This is a genomic window from Chengkuizengella sp. SCS-71B, assembly GCF_040100845.1.
Taxonomy (GTDB): Bacteria; Bacillota; Bacilli; order Paenibacillales; family KCTC-33759; genus Chengkuizengella.
In genome coordinates this window covers 3,740,124-3,756,595 of sequence record NZ_JAZHSH010000001.1, presented here as the reverse complement: position 1 = coordinate 3,756,595, position 16,472 = coordinate 3,740,124, and the positions used below count along the sequence as shown (strand labels likewise).

The 16,472-nt window shown below is 34.6% G+C and carries 15 protein-coding genes; 11 read left to right on the top strand and 4 right to left on the bottom strand.

The window, feature by feature from the left end; all coding sequences use genetic code 11:
- Positions 1 to 332 precede the first annotated feature (332 nt).
- The 3 genes from VQL36_RS18370 to VQL36_RS18360 all read right to left on the bottom strand — a co-directional run bounded on the left by VQL36_RS18370 (position 333) and on the right by VQL36_RS18360 (position 2,915).
- Positions 333 to 1,490, bottom strand: a complete 1,158-nt coding sequence (locus tag VQL36_RS18370; protein ID WP_349248656.1) for an IS4 family transposase — start codon at positions 1,488 to 1,490, stop codon at positions 333 to 335.
- A gap of 471 nt (positions 1,491 to 1,961) precedes the next feature.
- Positions 1,962 to 2,573, bottom strand: coding sequence for a superoxide dismutase (locus tag VQL36_RS18365; protein ID WP_349250693.1), 612 nt, complete (start codon positions 2,571 to 2,573; stop codon positions 1,962 to 1,964).
- Positions 2,574 to 2,711: 138 nt separating this feature from the next.
- The gene (locus tag VQL36_RS18360) at positions 2,712 to 2,915 is read right to left on the bottom strand and encodes a hypothetical protein (RefSeq protein WP_349250692.1); all 204 of its coding nucleotides are present in this window, start codon (positions 2,913 to 2,915) and stop codon (positions 2,712 to 2,714) included.
- Between the two features lie 290 nt (positions 2,916 to 3,205).
- Between VQL36_RS18360 and VQL36_RS18355 the strand changes: the two genes are divergently transcribed.
- The 8 genes from VQL36_RS18355 to VQL36_RS18320 all read left to right on the top strand — a co-directional run bounded on the left by VQL36_RS18355 (position 3,206) and on the right by VQL36_RS18320 (position 11,083).
- A complete protein-coding gene (locus VQL36_RS18355) occupies positions 3,206 to 3,574 on the top strand; it encodes a GNAT family N-acetyltransferase (protein WP_349250691.1) in 369 nt (122 codons plus the stop codon).
- Between the two features lie 85 nt (positions 3,575 to 3,659).
- Complete coding sequence (rnhA, locus tag VQL36_RS18350) at positions 3,660 to 4,103, top strand: ribonuclease HI (protein WP_349250690.1); 444 nt, start codon at positions 3,660 to 3,662, stop codon at positions 4,101 to 4,103.
- A gap of 6 nt (positions 4,104 to 4,109) precedes the next feature.
- Positions 4,110 to 5,282, top strand: a complete 1,173-nt coding sequence (queG, locus tag VQL36_RS18345) for a tRNA epoxyqueuosine(34) reductase QueG (protein WP_349250689.1) — start codon at positions 4,110 to 4,112, stop codon at positions 5,280 to 5,282.
- A gap of 89 nt (positions 5,283 to 5,371) precedes the next feature.
- Positions 5,372 to 5,581 (top strand): YneF family protein, encoded by a 210-nt coding sequence (locus VQL36_RS18340; protein ID WP_349251215.1) that lies wholly within the window; start codon positions 5,372 to 5,374, stop codon positions 5,579 to 5,581.
- A gap of 32 nt (positions 5,582 to 5,613) precedes the next feature.
- Positions 5,614 to 6,207, top strand: a complete 594-nt coding sequence (folE, locus tag VQL36_RS18335) for a GTP cyclohydrolase I FolE (RefSeq protein ID WP_349250688.1) — start codon at positions 5,614 to 5,616, stop codon at positions 6,205 to 6,207.
- Positions 6,208 to 6,544: 337 nt separating this feature from the next.
- Positions 6,545 to 7,396 (top strand): AraC family transcriptional regulator, encoded by an 852-nt coding sequence (locus VQL36_RS18330; protein WP_349250687.1) that lies wholly within the window; start codon positions 6,545 to 6,547, stop codon positions 7,394 to 7,396.
- 62 nt (positions 7,397 to 7,458) lie between these two features.
- Complete coding sequence (locus VQL36_RS18325; protein WP_349250686.1) at positions 7,459 to 8,946, top strand: amidase; 1,488 nt, start codon at positions 7,459 to 7,461, stop codon at positions 8,944 to 8,946.
- A gap of 163 nt (positions 8,947 to 9,109) precedes the next feature.
- A complete protein-coding gene (locus VQL36_RS18320; RefSeq protein ID WP_349250685.1) occupies positions 9,110 to 11,083 on the top strand; it encodes a translation factor GTPase family protein in 1,974 nt (657 codons plus the stop codon).
- Positions 11,084 to 11,111: 28 nt separating this feature from the next.
- Here VQL36_RS18320 and VQL36_RS18315 read toward each other — a convergent pair whose 3' ends face one another.
- Positions 11,112 to 12,236, bottom strand: coding sequence for a Fe-Mn family superoxide dismutase (locus VQL36_RS18315; protein WP_349250684.1), 1,125 nt, complete (start codon positions 12,234 to 12,236; stop codon positions 11,112 to 11,114).
- A gap of 241 nt (positions 12,237 to 12,477) precedes the next feature.
- On the opposite strand from VQL36_RS18315, the gene VQL36_RS18310 reads away from it, so the two are divergent.
- From VQL36_RS18310 to VQL36_RS18300, 3 genes are all read left to right on the top strand, one after another.
- On the top strand, positions 12,478 to 13,878 hold the full coding sequence (locus VQL36_RS18310) for a LysM peptidoglycan-binding domain-containing protein (protein WP_349250683.1): 1,401 nt from the start codon (positions 12,478 to 12,480) through the stop codon (positions 13,876 to 13,878).
- A 144-nt stretch (positions 13,879 to 14,022) separates the two neighbouring features.
- Positions 14,023 to 14,763 carry an IclR family transcriptional regulator gene (locus VQL36_RS18305; RefSeq protein ID WP_349250682.1) on the top strand — a complete coding sequence of 247 codons (741 nt, stop codon included), beginning with the start codon at positions 14,023 to 14,025 and terminating at the stop codon, positions 14,761 to 14,763.
- Between the two features lie 355 nt (positions 14,764 to 15,118).
- Complete coding sequence (locus VQL36_RS18300; protein ID WP_349250681.1) at positions 15,119 to 16,411, top strand: homocysteine synthase; 1,293 nt, start codon at positions 15,119 to 15,121, stop codon at positions 16,409 to 16,411.
- Positions 16,412 to 16,472 lie beyond the last annotated feature (61 nt).

The following is a 16,472-nucleotide window of genomic DNA, read 5'->3' as shown; positions in this document are numbered from 1 at the left end:
AAGTGAAAAGTCAAAAGTCAAAAGTGAAGAGTACGCCAAGGAGCTAATACCTAGTACTTTTCGGGAAACCCAGAATTAAAAGAAGGATTTGACGACATCTCAGAAAGTCTCATAAAGTAATTTATCAGGGTGTGTTACTTTCAGTCCGAAGTGCTATTTGCTATGAAATAGCGGGAATTAGTGCATTAGCGTTGCAAAAAAAGCAACATAGTTTGTAAAATAAGTAATTTAGAAAAATTTTACAATTTTCTTTTTGAGAAATTAGGAAAAAAGTGAAGAGGTCAGAAAATGACGCGTTAATCCATTTTTTGGATGTTATTTCTTTCCCTAATTTATCTTTTCTTTGGCTTGATGATACCTACCGATGTATTTAATCTCGGAGGTGGTTTCACCGATCGAGGCACTTTCTGTCTCCCCTTTGAGTTTCGAGTAGGTTTCAGATGAAGTTCACTCAACATAACGGACCACTTTTTATCCCAACAAGTTCGTAGACATTGTAGTACATCCCAGGTACTTAGTTTAGTTCTGCTTCCTAGCTCAATATACATGGCAATTGCATAGGCGATGAGTACAATAAAAATTTGATTCCAAATTCCTTGAGGTTCATAGCTGTATAGTTTTACAAGACGTAGGTGTTGCTTCAACCATTTAAAGAATAATTCAATAAGCCATCGTTGACGATAAATATCTGCAATCTCTGTTGCACTTAAGTCAAAACAAGAGGTAGCTATTCTATATTTACGTTCTTTTTCATCCATAAACTCTACAAGTCTTATGCTTTTTTCCGTTTGTGTATACGCACTTCCTAATTGGATGATCGCGTCCCGAATAATGTGGGTGTCCGGTGGAACAGGCAGTTCTTCCTCAACCCTTAAAACCCCATGCTTTTCATTAATACGCATCACGAAGCGAACATTGTCTTCGATCCACTGATCGAACTGTGCGTATTTTACATAACCACGATCCATAACGTATATGGTGTCGTGATCTTCCACTAGGATATCCATGGTTTCACAATCATTCACATTTCCTGTTGAAGGGATCGCTTTTTCTGGAATGACTCTTCCATTTGGAAGAGAAAGCACACGCATATGAATCTTGACTTGGGTCGATTTATGATTAATCTTCGCCCAATTAGCTAAAGTAGCAGGAAGCTTCAAGCTAGTAGAATCAAGAATCCGAAGTGGGCCGACTCTGCTACAAGCGATAGAAGTTTTAGACTTTACTTTACCGATCATTTCAAAGAATAACGCTTCTAACATTTCTGTAGGTAGTTCTCTTATTCGACGTGAGAGTTGAGACGGACTAATACTTGGTAGATCTAGACTTTGCTGAAGAGCTTCACTGGTACGTAATTCTCTTGAAATTTGTTTATAATTTTCCCAATTCGCAATTTGAGAGGCTAGAAATAACTTGATACTTTTTATCGTAGTTAACTTATGCGTACGATAGTCTGCAATAGGAAAAAGGAAATTTTCCTTCGAAATCAAAGAAAAACATTGACAAATGGTATGGAAATTGTGTATGTTACCCATGGTTGGCTCCTTTTGTTTAGATTATGGGTAACGCGTCCTTATCTTTACAATAGGAGTTTTTTTATGATAATTCCATGAAAATCACATCATAAATTCCATTTTTAGTAAATTATACTCATTTTATTTTCTATGTTATCTTTGATGCAACGCTAGTGAATTTTATGGTCTTATTTTGTCCATATTCATATCAAATTACAAAATTTGATCTAAAAGCAGCAATATAAGACCAGTATTTCCCGCTATTCTTTGAAAATCTTTAAAAAATACGGAATAAGACCGTTCATTCCCTTTATTTTTTGGCAACCTGAATGGATTTAGACTTTAGTCATCGATTAGAACAATACAAGCAAAAAAAACCACAAAGGCAAATTCTGCTCTGTGGATTTTCATAATTATCAATGATTCCATATTTCATTTAAGTAAATTTTACTTAGCAGCTTCGTAACGTTTAGCTACTTCATCCCAATTGACTACATTCCAGAATGCACCGATGTAATCAGGGCGTTTGTTTTGATATTTTAAGTAATATGCATGCTCCCAAACGTCCAATCCTAAAATTGGAGTTTTACCTTCCATAATCGGGTTGTCTTGATTAGGTGTGCTGCTTACTTCAAGCTTTCCATTTTGATCAACACTTAACCATGCCCAGCCACTGCCAAAACGAGTTAAAGCAGCATTTGTAAAAGCTTCTTTAAATTTATCCAATCCACCAAGATCGCTTTCAATTGCATCAGCTAAAGCGCCAGTAGGTGTTCCCCCAGCATTTGGTGCAATGACTTCCCAGAACAATGAATGGTTTGCATGTCCGCCTCCATTATTGCGAACAGCTCCACGGATGTTTTCAGGAACACTATCTAAGTTAGCAATAAGTTCTTCAATGCTTTTACCTTCTAGTTCAGCATTTCCAGCAATTGCATCGTTTAGTTTTGTTACATAAGTAGCATGATGGCGATCATGATGGATCATCATCGTTTGCTCGTCGATGTGTGGTTCAAGTGCATTATTTGCATATGGTAATTCAGGTAATTGATGTGCCATGTAAAAAAAACCTCCCTTTATAAGTATTCATACAATATTATCACTTATTTTTGATAATAAATCAACATTTATGTTTAAAAAGTATGTCTATCTCACGTTATAAGTATTTCAATCTATTTATATAAAATGCAAGCTTTTTTAATCAGTAAAATTAGTATTCCCTGAATCTCCTCCTCTTTTTTTAATTTCATCTATTATTTTATGATGATATGAAACACCTTCAGCATTTAACCAGGGGGATAAGTCACTCATTGTTTGATGATGCAACTCTAACTCTTCTATTTTCCAATCTTTTAGCTGAACGTCTTGTAGATGCTGTAAATTTCTTTCATTAAAGTACATTTAATCACCTCCCCATTAATATTTACATCTAAAAATTAGATTATTCTGCACAATAAATGAAAACGCTTAAAATTAAGCGTTTTCAAGAGAAAACAAGAGGTAATTTAAAAATTATTAATATTTTTGCAGGAATTTAACGATTTTTGTCGAATTTTATTATAAAATATATACGCGAGAGCGAGAGATTGTTCAATTCCTAATAACATTCATGAAACCACTGTTAATAAGATTCACTTTAATAAATGATATTCTTTATGTAATCAATGAAAAATGAAGGGGAGTTATTTCATATGAATTTACGTTCTTTTCAACTATCTGATTGTGAAAAGGTTACAAACTTATTAAAGGAAGTATTGTCTGATACATGTTACAAAAAAACAATTAAGGTTTTTTCTAAACAACTGTCTTATGATAGTGAACTAGTTCTTGTTGCATTAGATGATAGTGAGGTTGTTGGAGTTATTATAGGATCGATAAAGAATAAACGAGGCCAGTATATTTTAACGGAAAATCCTAGCTGTACGGACAATGAGGTTGGAAAGAAAATGGTAAATGAATTAAAGGAACGTTTTTTACAAAGAGAAGTGAAAGAAATGAATATCACTATGCATGATATACAAATACAGGAATCTCATCAAATGAATTCTATTTGTTCATAAAATAAGAATTCTTTATTTTTTTGGTGATTTATGATATGGTCGATTTAGTTATATGATAACCCAATAAGAGATGGAGGGTTATAACATGAAAGAAGTTATAATATATACAGATGGAGCATGTTCTGGCAATCCTGGCCCTGGCGGTTGGGGTGCTATTTTATTATATGGAGAACACCGCAAAGAAATATCAGGTGGAGAACCAAATACAACCAATAATCGTATGGAAATGATTGCAGTTATTGAGTCTTTAAAAAAATTAAAATCTCCTTGTAAAGTCAAAGTTCATAGTGATTCCGCTTATATTGTGAATTGCTTTAAGCAGGGTTGGATTCATAATTGGAAACGAAATGGTTGGAAAAACAGTAAGAAACAACCGGTTGAAAATCAAGATTTATGGAAAACGCTAGATGATTTGATGAAAATTCATGATGTAGAGTATATTAAAGTTAAAGGTCATAGTGATAACGAGTTGAATAACCGTTGTGATTTTTTAGCTGTACAAGCTGCAAAAGAGCAAGCTTTGAGGTGACAAATTTTGAATTACTCAGTTGCAAGAACATCAAGGAACGGTTGGGAATGTTTAAAGGATGAGATTAAACAAGCAGCATCCACACTTGGGATAGATAAAATTGGGTTTGCTTCGGCAGACCCTTTTTTGGAATTAAAGCAAATTTTATTAAACCACCGTAAAAAAGGATATGAGTCTGGTTTTGAAGAGCCTGATCTAGATAAAAGAGTTGATCCAAAGCTTACATTTGAACAACCTCAGTCTATTTTATCCATAGCTATTGCATATCCTTCAAAGTTGAAAGATCCACCTAAATCTGAGAAAGGTGCCTACAGAGGTGTGATTTCCAGATCAGCATGGGGTGAAGATTACCATCATGTTCTAAAAAAAAGATTATTGAATTTGGAGACCTTTATTAAAGAAAGAGTGTCTGATGTTAAGCTTGAAAGCATGGTGGATACAGGGGTTTTAGTTGATAGAGCTGTGGCAGAACGTGCAGGTATAGGTTGGGTAGGAAAAAACTGCGCTGTTATTACACCTGAGTTTGGTTCTTGGGTATATCTTGGGGAAATGATTACGAACATTCCATTTACTCCTGATCAAGAAGTAACAGATGAGTGTGGAGATTGTACGATATGTATTGATGCGTGTCCTACAGATGCTCTTGTAGGTCCAGGCCAATTAAATTCTAATCGCTGTATATCATTTGTAACTCAAACGAAAGGGTTTGTAGATGACGAATTAAAGGAAAAGATAGGGAATCGTTTGTATGGCTGTGATACATGTCAAATCGTTTGTCCTAAAAATAAAGGTAAACATTTTACTCATCAACCAGAGCTTCAACCAGATCCAGAGATTGTGAAACCATTGCTTAAACCGCTACTATCATTAAGCAATCGTGAGTTTAAAGAAAAGTATGGATTCAGTGCTTCAGCTTGGAGAGGGAAAAAACCCATTCAAAGAAATGCAATTACTGCATTAGGTGTTTTTAAAGATGAGAGTGCAATTCCTATATTAAAAGACCTTCTTTTAAATGATCAGAGACCAGAAATAAGAGAAGCATCGGCATGGTCATTGGGTAAAATCAATACCGACGATGCACTTGAAGTTATTAAACAAGGAATAGCTCAAGAAAAGAACGAAGTTGTATTAGATTCGCTGTCGAAAGCAGAACAACGTATTTCGAATTCGAATTTATAAACAATTTGACGAAATCATATGAATCAAGTAAAGTGGATTATGGTTAATTGGAGTTTGAATGGACAAATTTTAACAGAGGTGAATATTGTATGGCAGATGTGATTATTCCAATTGTGACCCTTATTGTAGGTCTTATTATAGGATTTTTTGTTGGCGTATTTTATTTACGTAAGCAACTAGAGAACATGCAAAATAATCCAGAGATGCTAAAGGAAATGGCAAAGAAAATGGGCTATAATGTAAATAATCAACAAATGAATCAAATGAAAAAAATGATGAAAAATAATAAGTTTAGATAAATTGTATTGAGTGAAGAAAAGAGGAGTTTATCATGGCAGGTTTTAAAGAATACAAAAATGACCTAGTAAGTGATAATAGAGAAGCAATAGAGAATCATATAAGAGAAATCTTAAACCTTATAGGGGAAGACGTTGAACGAGAAGGACTGTTAGATACTCCTGCTCGCGTAACACGTATGTATGAAGAAATTTTCTCAGGTTATAATGTTGATCCACGAAAAATCTTAGATGTTACTTTTGATGAAGATCATGAGGAGTTAGTCATCGTAAAAGATATTGTATACTATAGTCAGTGTGAGCACCACATGGCACCGTTTTTCGGAAAAATCCATATCGGTTATATTCCAAAAGGGAAAATTGCTGGCCTTAGTAAATTTGCAAGATTAGTGGATGCTGTGACACGTAAGTTGCAAGTACAAGAACGTATAACATCTGAGATTGCTGATATTATGGTTGAGGTTTTAGATCCTCTAGCTGTTATGGTCATTGTTGAAGGAGAACATTTGTGTATGTGTTCTAGAGGAGTGAAAAAGTACGGTAGTAACACGATCACTTCAGCTATGCGTGGTGCATTTTTAAATGATCCAGCATCAAGAGCGGAGTGTCTCTCTCTCTTAAAAGATTAATAAATGGGATAAACGATTTTTTAAAACATCAGTTCATGAACTGGTGTTTTTTTGTTAGGATATTAACAGAATCTAAACACAGTACTTTATAAATTGAAGGGCTTGATTTATATTTTTAAATATTTGTTAGATAAATTCATTTATTTAATTATTTTATTGGGTAATTTATTTATATTTTACTTTCCAATTGATAAAATTGGTAACTATTTTTATAATGGGTTTTATCCAAAACGGATATTGTTAGAATTACTTATATTAGGTTCTTGGTTTTTGTTTTTGGTATCATTTATTAGTACTGAATTTATGATCTATTATTTGAAGAGAAAGAGGTAAAATGGTGGACTATATTGATAACCTCTCAAAAACAATTAATTTCATAGAAAATAACTTAAGAAATAAAATTACAATTGAACAAATTAGTAGGCAGAGTGGTTATTCTAAGTTTCATTTTCAAAGACTATTTCATCAAGTGGTTGGTGAGACTGTAACTCAATATATTATGAATAGACGATTAACGGAAGCAGCAAAAAAATTAATAAGTGATGATAAAAGTATAATAAATGTTGCTTTTGAATTTGGATATGACTCTCATGAAGTTTTTACAAGAGCTTTTAAAAGAAGATTTAATATGAGTCCATACCAATTTAGACAAAGTGCAATGACAACTGAATTTCTCTATAAAAAACCAATTGATATTCAATACCTAACAAATAAAAATTTTAATTTATCAGATGATATCGAGGAAATATCGTTACAAAATATATTACTTACAGGTTATCAGGCCTCAAATGGTTCAAGAGAAGCCATCTTGTCAAGCTGGTCAAAACTACGAGGGAACATATGTACAATGGATGACAATAATTTTACTGCTTTTGGATTCATACAATATCCGGATTCATTCGGTTTAGAGATTGATTTTACCTATCTTGCAGCTGTAGAATCCATCCATATAAATAACAATAATGATCCCGACTTAAAGGATGTCAGTTTGCCTAAAAGTAAGTACATCCTTTTTTCACATAAAGGATCAACTAAGGATTTGCCGTTATCTTATGAATACATTTATGGGGTATGGTTACCTAAATCAAAGTATGTTGTAAGTAGTTCCTATGACTTTGAGAGGTATCGCGCAACCGAAGATCCTACAAATCCAGAGATTCAAATTTGCATACCTGTTCAAAAAATTTAGCACAAATCATCAAGTTTTTATATCTTTTTCCCTGTATCTTAATGATGAAGGGAGAGAAGAACATGAAACAAGATGATTTTTTGTTTTATTCAGCTACAAAAATTGCTAAATTAATTCGCGAGGGAGATTTGACTTCAGAACAGGTAACAAGCGCAATAATCCAAAGGATTCATACACATGATTCAAAAGTAAATGCAGTTGTGAATAAGAATTTAGATCAGGTTTTAAGAGATGCCAAGAGAGCGGATGAGGAACTTAAAAAGGGATTAGTTCGAGGACCACTTCACGGTGTTCCCATTACAATTAAAGAATCATTTGCAATCAGAGGGATGAAAACAACACATGGGTTTACTCCACTTAAAGAATATATTACTGATTTTGATGCTACGGTTGTAAGTCGTTTAAAGGAAGCTGGGGCGATTATTGTAGGTAAAACAAATGTACCCCCACTGTTGATGGACTTACAAACGGATAATGAAATTTATGGAAGAACAAATAACCCTTGGAATCTGAATCGTACACCAGGAGGGAGTAGCGGTGGCGGAGGGGCAGCAGTTTCGGCTTGTTTTAGTTACTTAGATATAGGAAGCGATATTGGTGGCTCATTAAGAATACCTGCTCATTATTGTGGTGTGTATAGTTTGAAGCCAACAGAGCACGCAGTTTCAGCATTTGGACATTTTCCGATGCCTAGTAACTCAAAGCCTCCGAAATATCGCTCGTCAAGGCATCTTGCTTGTTATGGTCCATTGGCAAGGTCTATAGATGATTTAATTTTAGCTTTTTCCATAATAACGGGTTCAGATCCAAACGATATGAAAGTACCTCCTCTAAATAACAATAGGCTAAAAAGGTTGAATTTAAATAATATAAAAATCGCATGGATGGATCAGCTTACAGACGTTCCGGTTGCCAAGGAGGTTAGAGAGCATATTTATCTTTATGTAGAAAAACTAAAATCGCTCGGTATTCAAACTGTAAAAGTAGATCAGTTTCCAGTGAGCACAAACAAAGTTTGGGAAACATGGGGAAAAATAATTGATGCTGAGTTGAATTCAGGCAAACCATCTATTATAAGAGGAATTGAACACATTTTTACAAAAAAACTTCAAAAGAAATATCCAACCTCTAGTAAATTAACACCTTTAACCTTTAAAAATTATATGAAAACTTTAACACAGAGGGAAGAGCTTATTTCATCATTTGATATGTTTATGGATTCATATGAAATGTTTATTTTGCCAGTCAGTGTTACTGCAGCTTTTCCACATATTAAAAAAGATAAACTAATTGGATATCAGCCTATTTATAAAAAACCAGTTCATGTTGATGATAAACTCATGAACTATTGGAAAGCTACTGGAGCATATACTAATTTATTTAATGTATTAGCTAATCCAGTTGTCACCATGCCTGTTGGATTAAATAATGATAATATGCCTATAGGAGTGCAATGTGTAGGGAAGAGATGGGATGATTTCAGGTTATTACACTTAGTGAATCAGCTAGTAAGTGAATTGGATATGGAGGTTCCAAAAGTGTCGTTCTAGAACATAACTTTGCTATCTATACTCATTAAAAGTGATGTAGAAAGTTGCTTGTATTTTTATACTGAAGTTTAGTTCTGTTGTAAACAATTCATATGTATTGATACAATACTAGTTAGATTATAAAATAAAATGAAAAAAGACCCATGAAATAGGTGATATAGATTTGTTAAATTCACTCAATAGAAGGAATATAGGAATTTTTGCACATATAGATGCTGGAAAAACAACTACAACAGAACAGATGTTATTTAAGGGGGGGCAAATTCGCTCCCTTGGGAGTGTAGATACAGGGACGGCACAAACGGATTGGTTAGAAGTTGAAAAAGAATGTGGTATCTCGGTGCTTGCAGCAACTACAGAGTTAATATGGAGAGATACTTTTATTAATATTGTGGATACCCCAGGTCATGTTGATTTTCTGTCAGAGGTGGAAAGAAGCTTACGAGTTATGGATGGAGCTATACTTATCATATCGGCAGTTGAAGGTGTTCAGCCTCAAACTGAGGTGATTTGGCATGCTCTTCGTAAGCTTAGCATCCCAACTTTGATTTATATAAATAAACTAGACCGGATAGGGGCTGATCCTTATCGTGTGATTGAGAATATTCATGCTGAACTTTCGAAATCAGCTATACCGATACAAAACATTCAAGGTATAGAAGATTCTTTTGAAGGTGTTTCTTTTTGGGATGGACAAGAACAAGTGCTTGAACAACCTTTAATTGATCAAATTATAGAAGTCGTTTCAGAACACGATGACTTTATTTTAAATCAATATTTAGAAGGTCAACTTATCTCAGAACAGCTTAAGGAGAAATTATCTTTATTATCAAAGGGCGCTGAGGTCTTTCCTATATTATTTGGTGCATCAAATAAAGGAATAGGAATCCAGGAACTTATGGATGCCATGATTGATTACCTTCCACATCCTGAAGGATCACAGGATGCTCCTTTATCTGGGGTTGTATTTAAAATCGATAGAGATAATAAGTTAGGAAGACTAGCTTATGTTAGGTTGTATCATGGTCGTATTCAAAATAGAGATTCTATTTATAATGTGACACAAGGCGTTGAAGAAAAAGTGAGTCAGATTCGAAAAATTCAAGGTCATAAAAGTGAAGATTTGGGAGAACTCCATGCCGGAGATATTGCTGCACTTAGCGGTTTGAGTCATGTGAAAGTTGGAGATATATTAGGCAGTGATGAAGGTGTTCCTGTTCACCCTCACATGGCAGTGCCTCTTTTGACAGTGAAGGTAGAGTGGGAACAAGAAGAAGAATATCCTGCAGTTGTTAAAGCATTGCAAGAATTGTCTGATGAGGATCCACTATTAGATTTGCAGTGGCATCAAGAGGATAGAGAACTTCATATTAAAGTGATGGGGAAAATTCAACTTGAAATTCTAGCAAGTATCATAAAAAGCCGGTTTCAGTTAAATGTGGAATTTGGACAGCCGTCTGTAATTTACAAGGAGACCCCAAAACAAATAGGGGAAGGGCTTATTCGTTATACGATGCCAAAACCTTGCTGGGCAGTATTACGATTTAAAATTGAACCAGGTGAGAGAGGAAGTGGGGTGACTTATCATTCTATTGTACGTAAAGAAGATTTGTTAGAACGGTATCAGAATGAGGTGTCTCGGAGGATTCCAGAAGCATTGGAACAAGGGTTATACGGATGGAATGTAGTGGATTTAAAAATAACATTAATAGAAGGAGAGCATCATGTGGTTCATACACATCCTTTGGACTTTGCTGTGGCTACACCAATGGGAATTATGAATGGATTGGATCAAACGGGAACAAAGCTGTTGGAACCAATGTTGAACTTTAGAATATCTGTACCTGAACAATTTGCTGGAAAGATTCTTCATGATCTGTCTCAAATGAGAGCAACATTTGATTCACCGAATCAGCAAGAAGATCGAATGGTTGTTGAAGGGATTATACCTCTGTCTACTTCGATGGAGTATTCCATTGAACTAGCTTCATTAACAAAAGGAAAAGGAACGATCACAACCTATTTTCAAGGTTATGAGGAATGTCCAGAAGGGGTTTTGGCTACTAGAGAGAGAAGAGGGATTAACCCCTTGGATCAGTCCAAATATATATTAAGTGTTCGTAAGGCTTTGTCATAGTAGTAGCAAAATATTTTTGGATAAATTTTTAGTATGTCATCCATTTTAATCTTCTAGCATGAGAAAATCGTTCATTCACATGTTCCCAATTCACGACATTCCACCATGCCTCAACATAATCAGGACGATTGTTCATGTATTTTAGGTAATAAGCATGTTCCCAAACATCTAATACAAGCAATGGGATAACATCCCATTGTGATAGATTTTGGTGTTTTTCCGCTTGTAAAATTTCTAATCGATGGCTTCTTGGGCTCCAAACTAAAATGGCCCACCCACCACCTTCTACATTATTAGCTGCTGCAGTAAATTGTTTTTTGAATTCATCAAAGCTGCCAAAATCTTTCATGATTTGTCCACTAATAGCCCCGGTAGCATCACCACCACCATCAGGGGACATGATATTCCAAAAAATAGTATGCAAATAATGACCTGCCCCGTTAAAAGCTAATTCTCTTTCCCAATGTTTAATTAAAGAGAAATCATCTGATTTTCTAGCTTTTTCTAATTGAATTTCAGCATTGTTTAATCCATTTACATAAGCTAAATGATGTTTATCATGATGGATTTTCATTGTTTCTTCATCTATATAGGGTTCTAATGCATCATAAGAATAAGGTAGAGGAGGAACGGTATGTTTTCCAATAGGAACTGGTTGTTCTTCCATCACACCTTCTTCTTCTAAAGAGTTAGTTGAGATTCGTGATTCATTTATGTTATTTCCTTGAGGGGCATTTGGAGTTAGTAAATAACCATTAAGTACTCCTAAGAAATAGTCAGATTCGCGAATAATGTGTAACATGACCGTATTGAGTGTTTGATTGTTTTTAATCACTTCACTTTGTTCCATCATTTGATATAACTGCTTAATGAATTGCTGTGATTGTGTAATGCTGCTATCTATAAATTGCTGCATTTGCTCTACTTCATGGTTTTGATTTTGAGATCGAATAATGGATTCAATCCACTGCTGCGCTGTATTTTCCATCTTAGCAAAAAGGATTTCCCATTCCTGAAGTAATTTGACATACTGTTCCTCTAAATCAGGAGCAAGTTCACGTATAACAACGGTATGTTCTTTTTCTTGCATTTTCCAAAAACGAATTTCCTCTAAGATTCGAAGAGGCATTAAGCTTCCATACACTTTAAGCATAAATTTTCCCCCTATAAAATAGAAAAGAGCTTGTTCAATACTGATAAATCATAATGAACAACTTCTTTAATGAAAAGGTTGTATGTGAAATCATATGCTTAACAATAGGAAACTATGTCTTTAACACTTCCATCAAATTGAATATTTTAATATGATCCGCAAAATTGGCGATTGAATGTAGATAATAGCGTCATTTCTTAATTTTTATTTGAATACTTATATAAAAAAAGGAGGGTATTTTATGTTAATTCATACGATAAACCCAGGCGATACACTTTGGCAAATTGCACAAACTTATCGAGTTCCGATGGGGAAAATAGTAGAAATAAATAAATTACCAGATCCAAATAAATTAGTAGTAGGTCAATCCATAGTGATTCCAACAGAAGATTTTGTTCACATCGTTAAGCCCGGGGAAACATTATGGAAAATTGCTTATCAATATGGGACATCGGTTCAAGCGATAGTTCAGGCAAATCAAATCACTGATCCTGCAAACATTTTTCCTGGGGGGAGGTTATATATTCCAGCACCAAGACATTACGTTATTGCAGGCGATACATTGTACAAAATTGCACAGAATTATGGGGTTTCTTTACAAACATTGATAAGAGTAAATGATATTAAACCTCCATATGTTATCTATCCAGGTATGATGTTAATCATCCCCCGAAAAGAAAAACCTGTTATTGATGTGAATGCATATATTTATAAACTAGGGGATGAGGCAATCCCAATTGTAAAAGAAGTTGGTAAATATTTAACTTCTTTAACTCCTTCTGCCTACGCGATGAAAGAAGATGGAAGCATTCAGTCGATTGATGATACTCAAGCCATAAATACGAGTATTGAAGAAAATGTTGTACCGGTGATGTCGATTATTAATTTTACTGCAACAGATCCAGGTTCAGATCTTGCACATGTTGTTTTAAATAATCAAGAAATTCAAGAGGAATTGATATCTAACATTTTAACGATTATGAAAGAGAAAGGGTATCAAGGTTTAAATGTAAATTTAGAAAATGTCCTCCCAGAGGACCGCGAGCCTTATAATCAATTTCTTCAACTTGTTGTAGATCGCTTACATCCAGAAGGTTATTTTGTTACAAGTGCTTTAATCCCAAAAGTAAGTTCTAGAAATGATGCCTATGATTATGAAGCACATGGTAGAATTGCAGACTATGTCATATTAATGACATATGAATGGGGTTACAGACTTGGACCGCCACAAGCTATCTCACCAATAAATCAAATTAAACGTGTTCTCGATTACGCAGTCACAGTTATACCTAGAGAAAAAATATTCTTTGGGTTTCAAATCTATGCAAGAGATTGGTTGCTTCCTCATGTACAAGGTCAAGTGGCAGAAACATTTAGTAGCCAGGAAGCTATATTAAGAGCTGTAAAGTATGGAACAGATATTAAATATGATGCTGTAACTCAGTCGCCATATTATCGTTACACAGATGAACAAGGTAGAATGCACGAGGTATGGTTTGAAGATGCCCGTAGTGCTCAAGCAAAATTCGATACCGTAAAGGATTATAATTTAAAAGGAATTAGTTACTGGGTATTAGGTTATCCATTCCCACAAAATTGGGTACTGCTTGAAGACAATTTTACGATTAAAAAATCATCGTAAAAACAAATTCATAATCCCACCACCCAGTTATATTAGGAATTAATTGTCTGAAATTTTCCATAATAAGTTTTATTTTTGTACTAAATAAGGTATAATTATTGTAACAGAGTTTCATCATGTGAAACATCAAGGGTGGTGTAGATTGTGGAACAATCAAAAAGTGGAACAGTTCGTGCAGTTGATCGAGCATTAGATATTTTGTTATGTTTTACAGATGAAATAGATTTGGGTTTGACGGAAATAGCAGAAAAAACAGGATTACATAAAAGCACGGTCTTTCGTTTATTAGCATCCTTAGAAGGAAAAGGGTTTGTAATTCGTGATTCTGTCACAGAGAAGTATAGGTTAGGTTTTCGAATATGGGAGTTATCTGCAAACTTATCACAATCTGATGATCCAGGGACGCTTCTTTTACCTGAGATGGAGCGCCTAAGAGATATTTTAGGCGAGACCATTAGTTTATATATTCGTGATGGTAACGAAAGAATTCGTATACAAGCAGTGCAAAGTAAACATTCTATTAGAAGAGTTGCTCCAATCGGTGCTAGATTACCATTGTATGTTGGTGCATCTAGTAAAATTTTAATTGCATTTGCTGACATAGACACTCAAGAAAACATGATCCAAGAATGGAGAGAACTAATAGACATTTCTGCTTATAAGGATCAGATAGCGGACATTCAAAAGGTTGGATATGCCACAAGTATTGAAGAAAGGGAACCTGGTGTTGCGGCTGTTTCTGCACCAATCTTTAATCGTTCCCATCAATTGGTGGCTGCATTATCCGTTTCAGGTCCAGTAAATCGTTTAACATTAGAAAACATGAAAGAACATGCTGGAATCATGATCGAAACAGCAAAACGGATGGGGAAAATGATTCGATAAATATTTTCAACTATTATTGTAATAATACATCTTTAAAGTTAAGGTTGCTCTAATTGGTTACATTTATCAATACTCTTGTCAAAATAACCTTCTAGAATTATTAATGGAGGTTCTTCAGCAATTGCCCCAGCTTTAACAAATACACTTTCACTCCACGGATTAGTCAGTTATTTCCTAAATCTATGAAAATAAAAAAACGCTTACATTTTTTATTTTTTAGTTACTCCTTCCTATTGAATATATGTAAAATATAGTTTAATATATATTTTGATAAATTATTTTATATATATTGGATATAAATGTATTTATTGTGTTTAATTAGTACATATTTTTGGAAATCATGGAGGGACAATTTATGTCAGAAAAACGAAAGTTAGGTTTAGAAACGTTATCAGTACATGCAGGTCAAGAGATTGATCCAACAACGATGTCATCCGCACTTCCAATTTATCAAACAGCTGCATATGGGTTTAGAGACACAGAACATGCTGCAAAACTTTTTTCATTAGAGGAATCCGGGAATATTTATACCCGATTAACAAACCCAACCTCAGATGCTTTTGAGAAAAGAGTAGCTGCATTAGAAGGCGGTCAAGCAGCTTTAGCAACTTCTTCTGGTTTATCTGCAGTCACTTATTCAATTTTTAACATTGCAGGTGCAGGGGATGAAATCGTATCTGGTTCAAGTTTGTATGGTGGCACTTATAATTTGTTTTCAACAGCTTTACCTAGGCTCGGTATTGACGTTAAGTTAGTTGATCCAAATGATCCAGAAAACTTCCGTAGAGCAATTACGGATAAAACAAAAGCTTTATATGCAGAAGCTTTAGGAAATCCTAGAGGTGATTTATTAGACATAGAAGCAGTTGCAAAAATTGCTCATGAACATAACCTTCCATTTATAGTTGATAATACGATTCCTAGCCCTTATTTATTACGTCCAATTGAACACGGTGCAGATATCGTTGTACATTCAGCTACTAAATTTATTGGTGGACATGGTACTTCAATGGGGGGGATCATTGTTGATGGAGGTACCTTTGATTGGGAAGCTAGTGGAAAATTCCCTGGATTAACTGAACCAGATCCAAGTTACAATGGGGTTAGATATACAGAAGCTGTAGGTTCTATTGCGTATATCGTTAAAGCACGTGCTCAATTAATGAGAGATATGGGAGCATCAATTTCACCTTTCAATTCCTTTTTACTAATGCAAGGACTAGAAACTTTGCACTTACGTATGGAAAGACATAGTGAAAACGCGATGAAGATTGCTGAATTTTTAGAGAATCACGAATTTGTTGAAAACGTTAGTTATGTAGGCTTGGAAAGCCATCCTTCAAATCATCTAGTTAAGAAGTATTTGCCTGACGGACAGGGAGCTGTGATGAATTTTGAAGTGAAAGGCGGACTTGAAGCAGGAAAAAAACTAATTAATTCTGTTGAGATATTCTCACATCTAGCCAATATAGGAGATAGTAAATCATTAATCATCCACCCAGCAAGCACGACACATGCTCAGCTAAAAGGTGATGATTTATTGGCTGCAGGAGTAACATCTGGAATGATTCGTTTGTCCATAGGTACAGAGTTTATTGATGATTTAATCGATGATTTAGATCAGGCTTTAATTAAAACTCAAAAATAAATAGTAGATCTTTATATTTATATAAACGAACGCCCTAGATGATGAACTTATCTTCTAGGGC

Bases quoted from the DNA above. Each gene is read 5' to 3' on its own strand.
- rnhA (WP_349250690.1), top strand. From the start codon at position 3,660: ATGAAAGAAGTTATAATATATACAGATGGAGCATGTTCTGGCAATCCT.
- VQL36_RS18360 (WP_349250692.1), bottom strand. From the start codon at position 2,915: ATGTACTTTAATGAAAGAAATTTACAGCATCTACAAGACGTTCAGCTA.
- VQL36_RS18325 (WP_349250686.1), top strand. From the start codon at position 7,459: ATGAAACAAGATGATTTTTTGTTTTATTCAGCTACAAAAATTGCTAAA.
- VQL36_RS18340 (WP_349251215.1), top strand. From the start codon at position 5,372: ATGGCAGATGTGATTATTCCAATTGTGACCCTTATTGTAGGTCTTATT.
- folE (WP_349250688.1), top strand. From the start codon at position 5,614: ATGGCAGGTTTTAAAGAATACAAAAATGACCTAGTAAGTGATAATAGA.
- VQL36_RS18355 (WP_349250691.1), top strand. From the start codon at position 3,206: ATGAATTTACGTTCTTTTCAACTATCTGATTGTGAAAAGGTTACAAAC.
- VQL36_RS18310 (WP_349250683.1), top strand. From the start codon at position 12,478: ATGTTAATTCATACGATAAACCCAGGCGATACACTTTGGCAAATTGCA.
- VQL36_RS18365 (WP_349250693.1), bottom strand. From the start codon at position 2,573: ATGGCACATCAATTACCTGAATTACCATATGCAAATAATGCACTTGAA.
- VQL36_RS18300 (WP_349250681.1), top strand. From the start codon at position 15,119: ATGTCAGAAAAACGAAAGTTAGGTTTAGAAACGTTATCAGTACATGCA.
- VQL36_RS18315 (WP_349250684.1), bottom strand. From the start codon at position 12,236: ATGCTTAAAGTGTATGGAAGCTTAATGCCTCTTCGAATCTTAGAGGAA.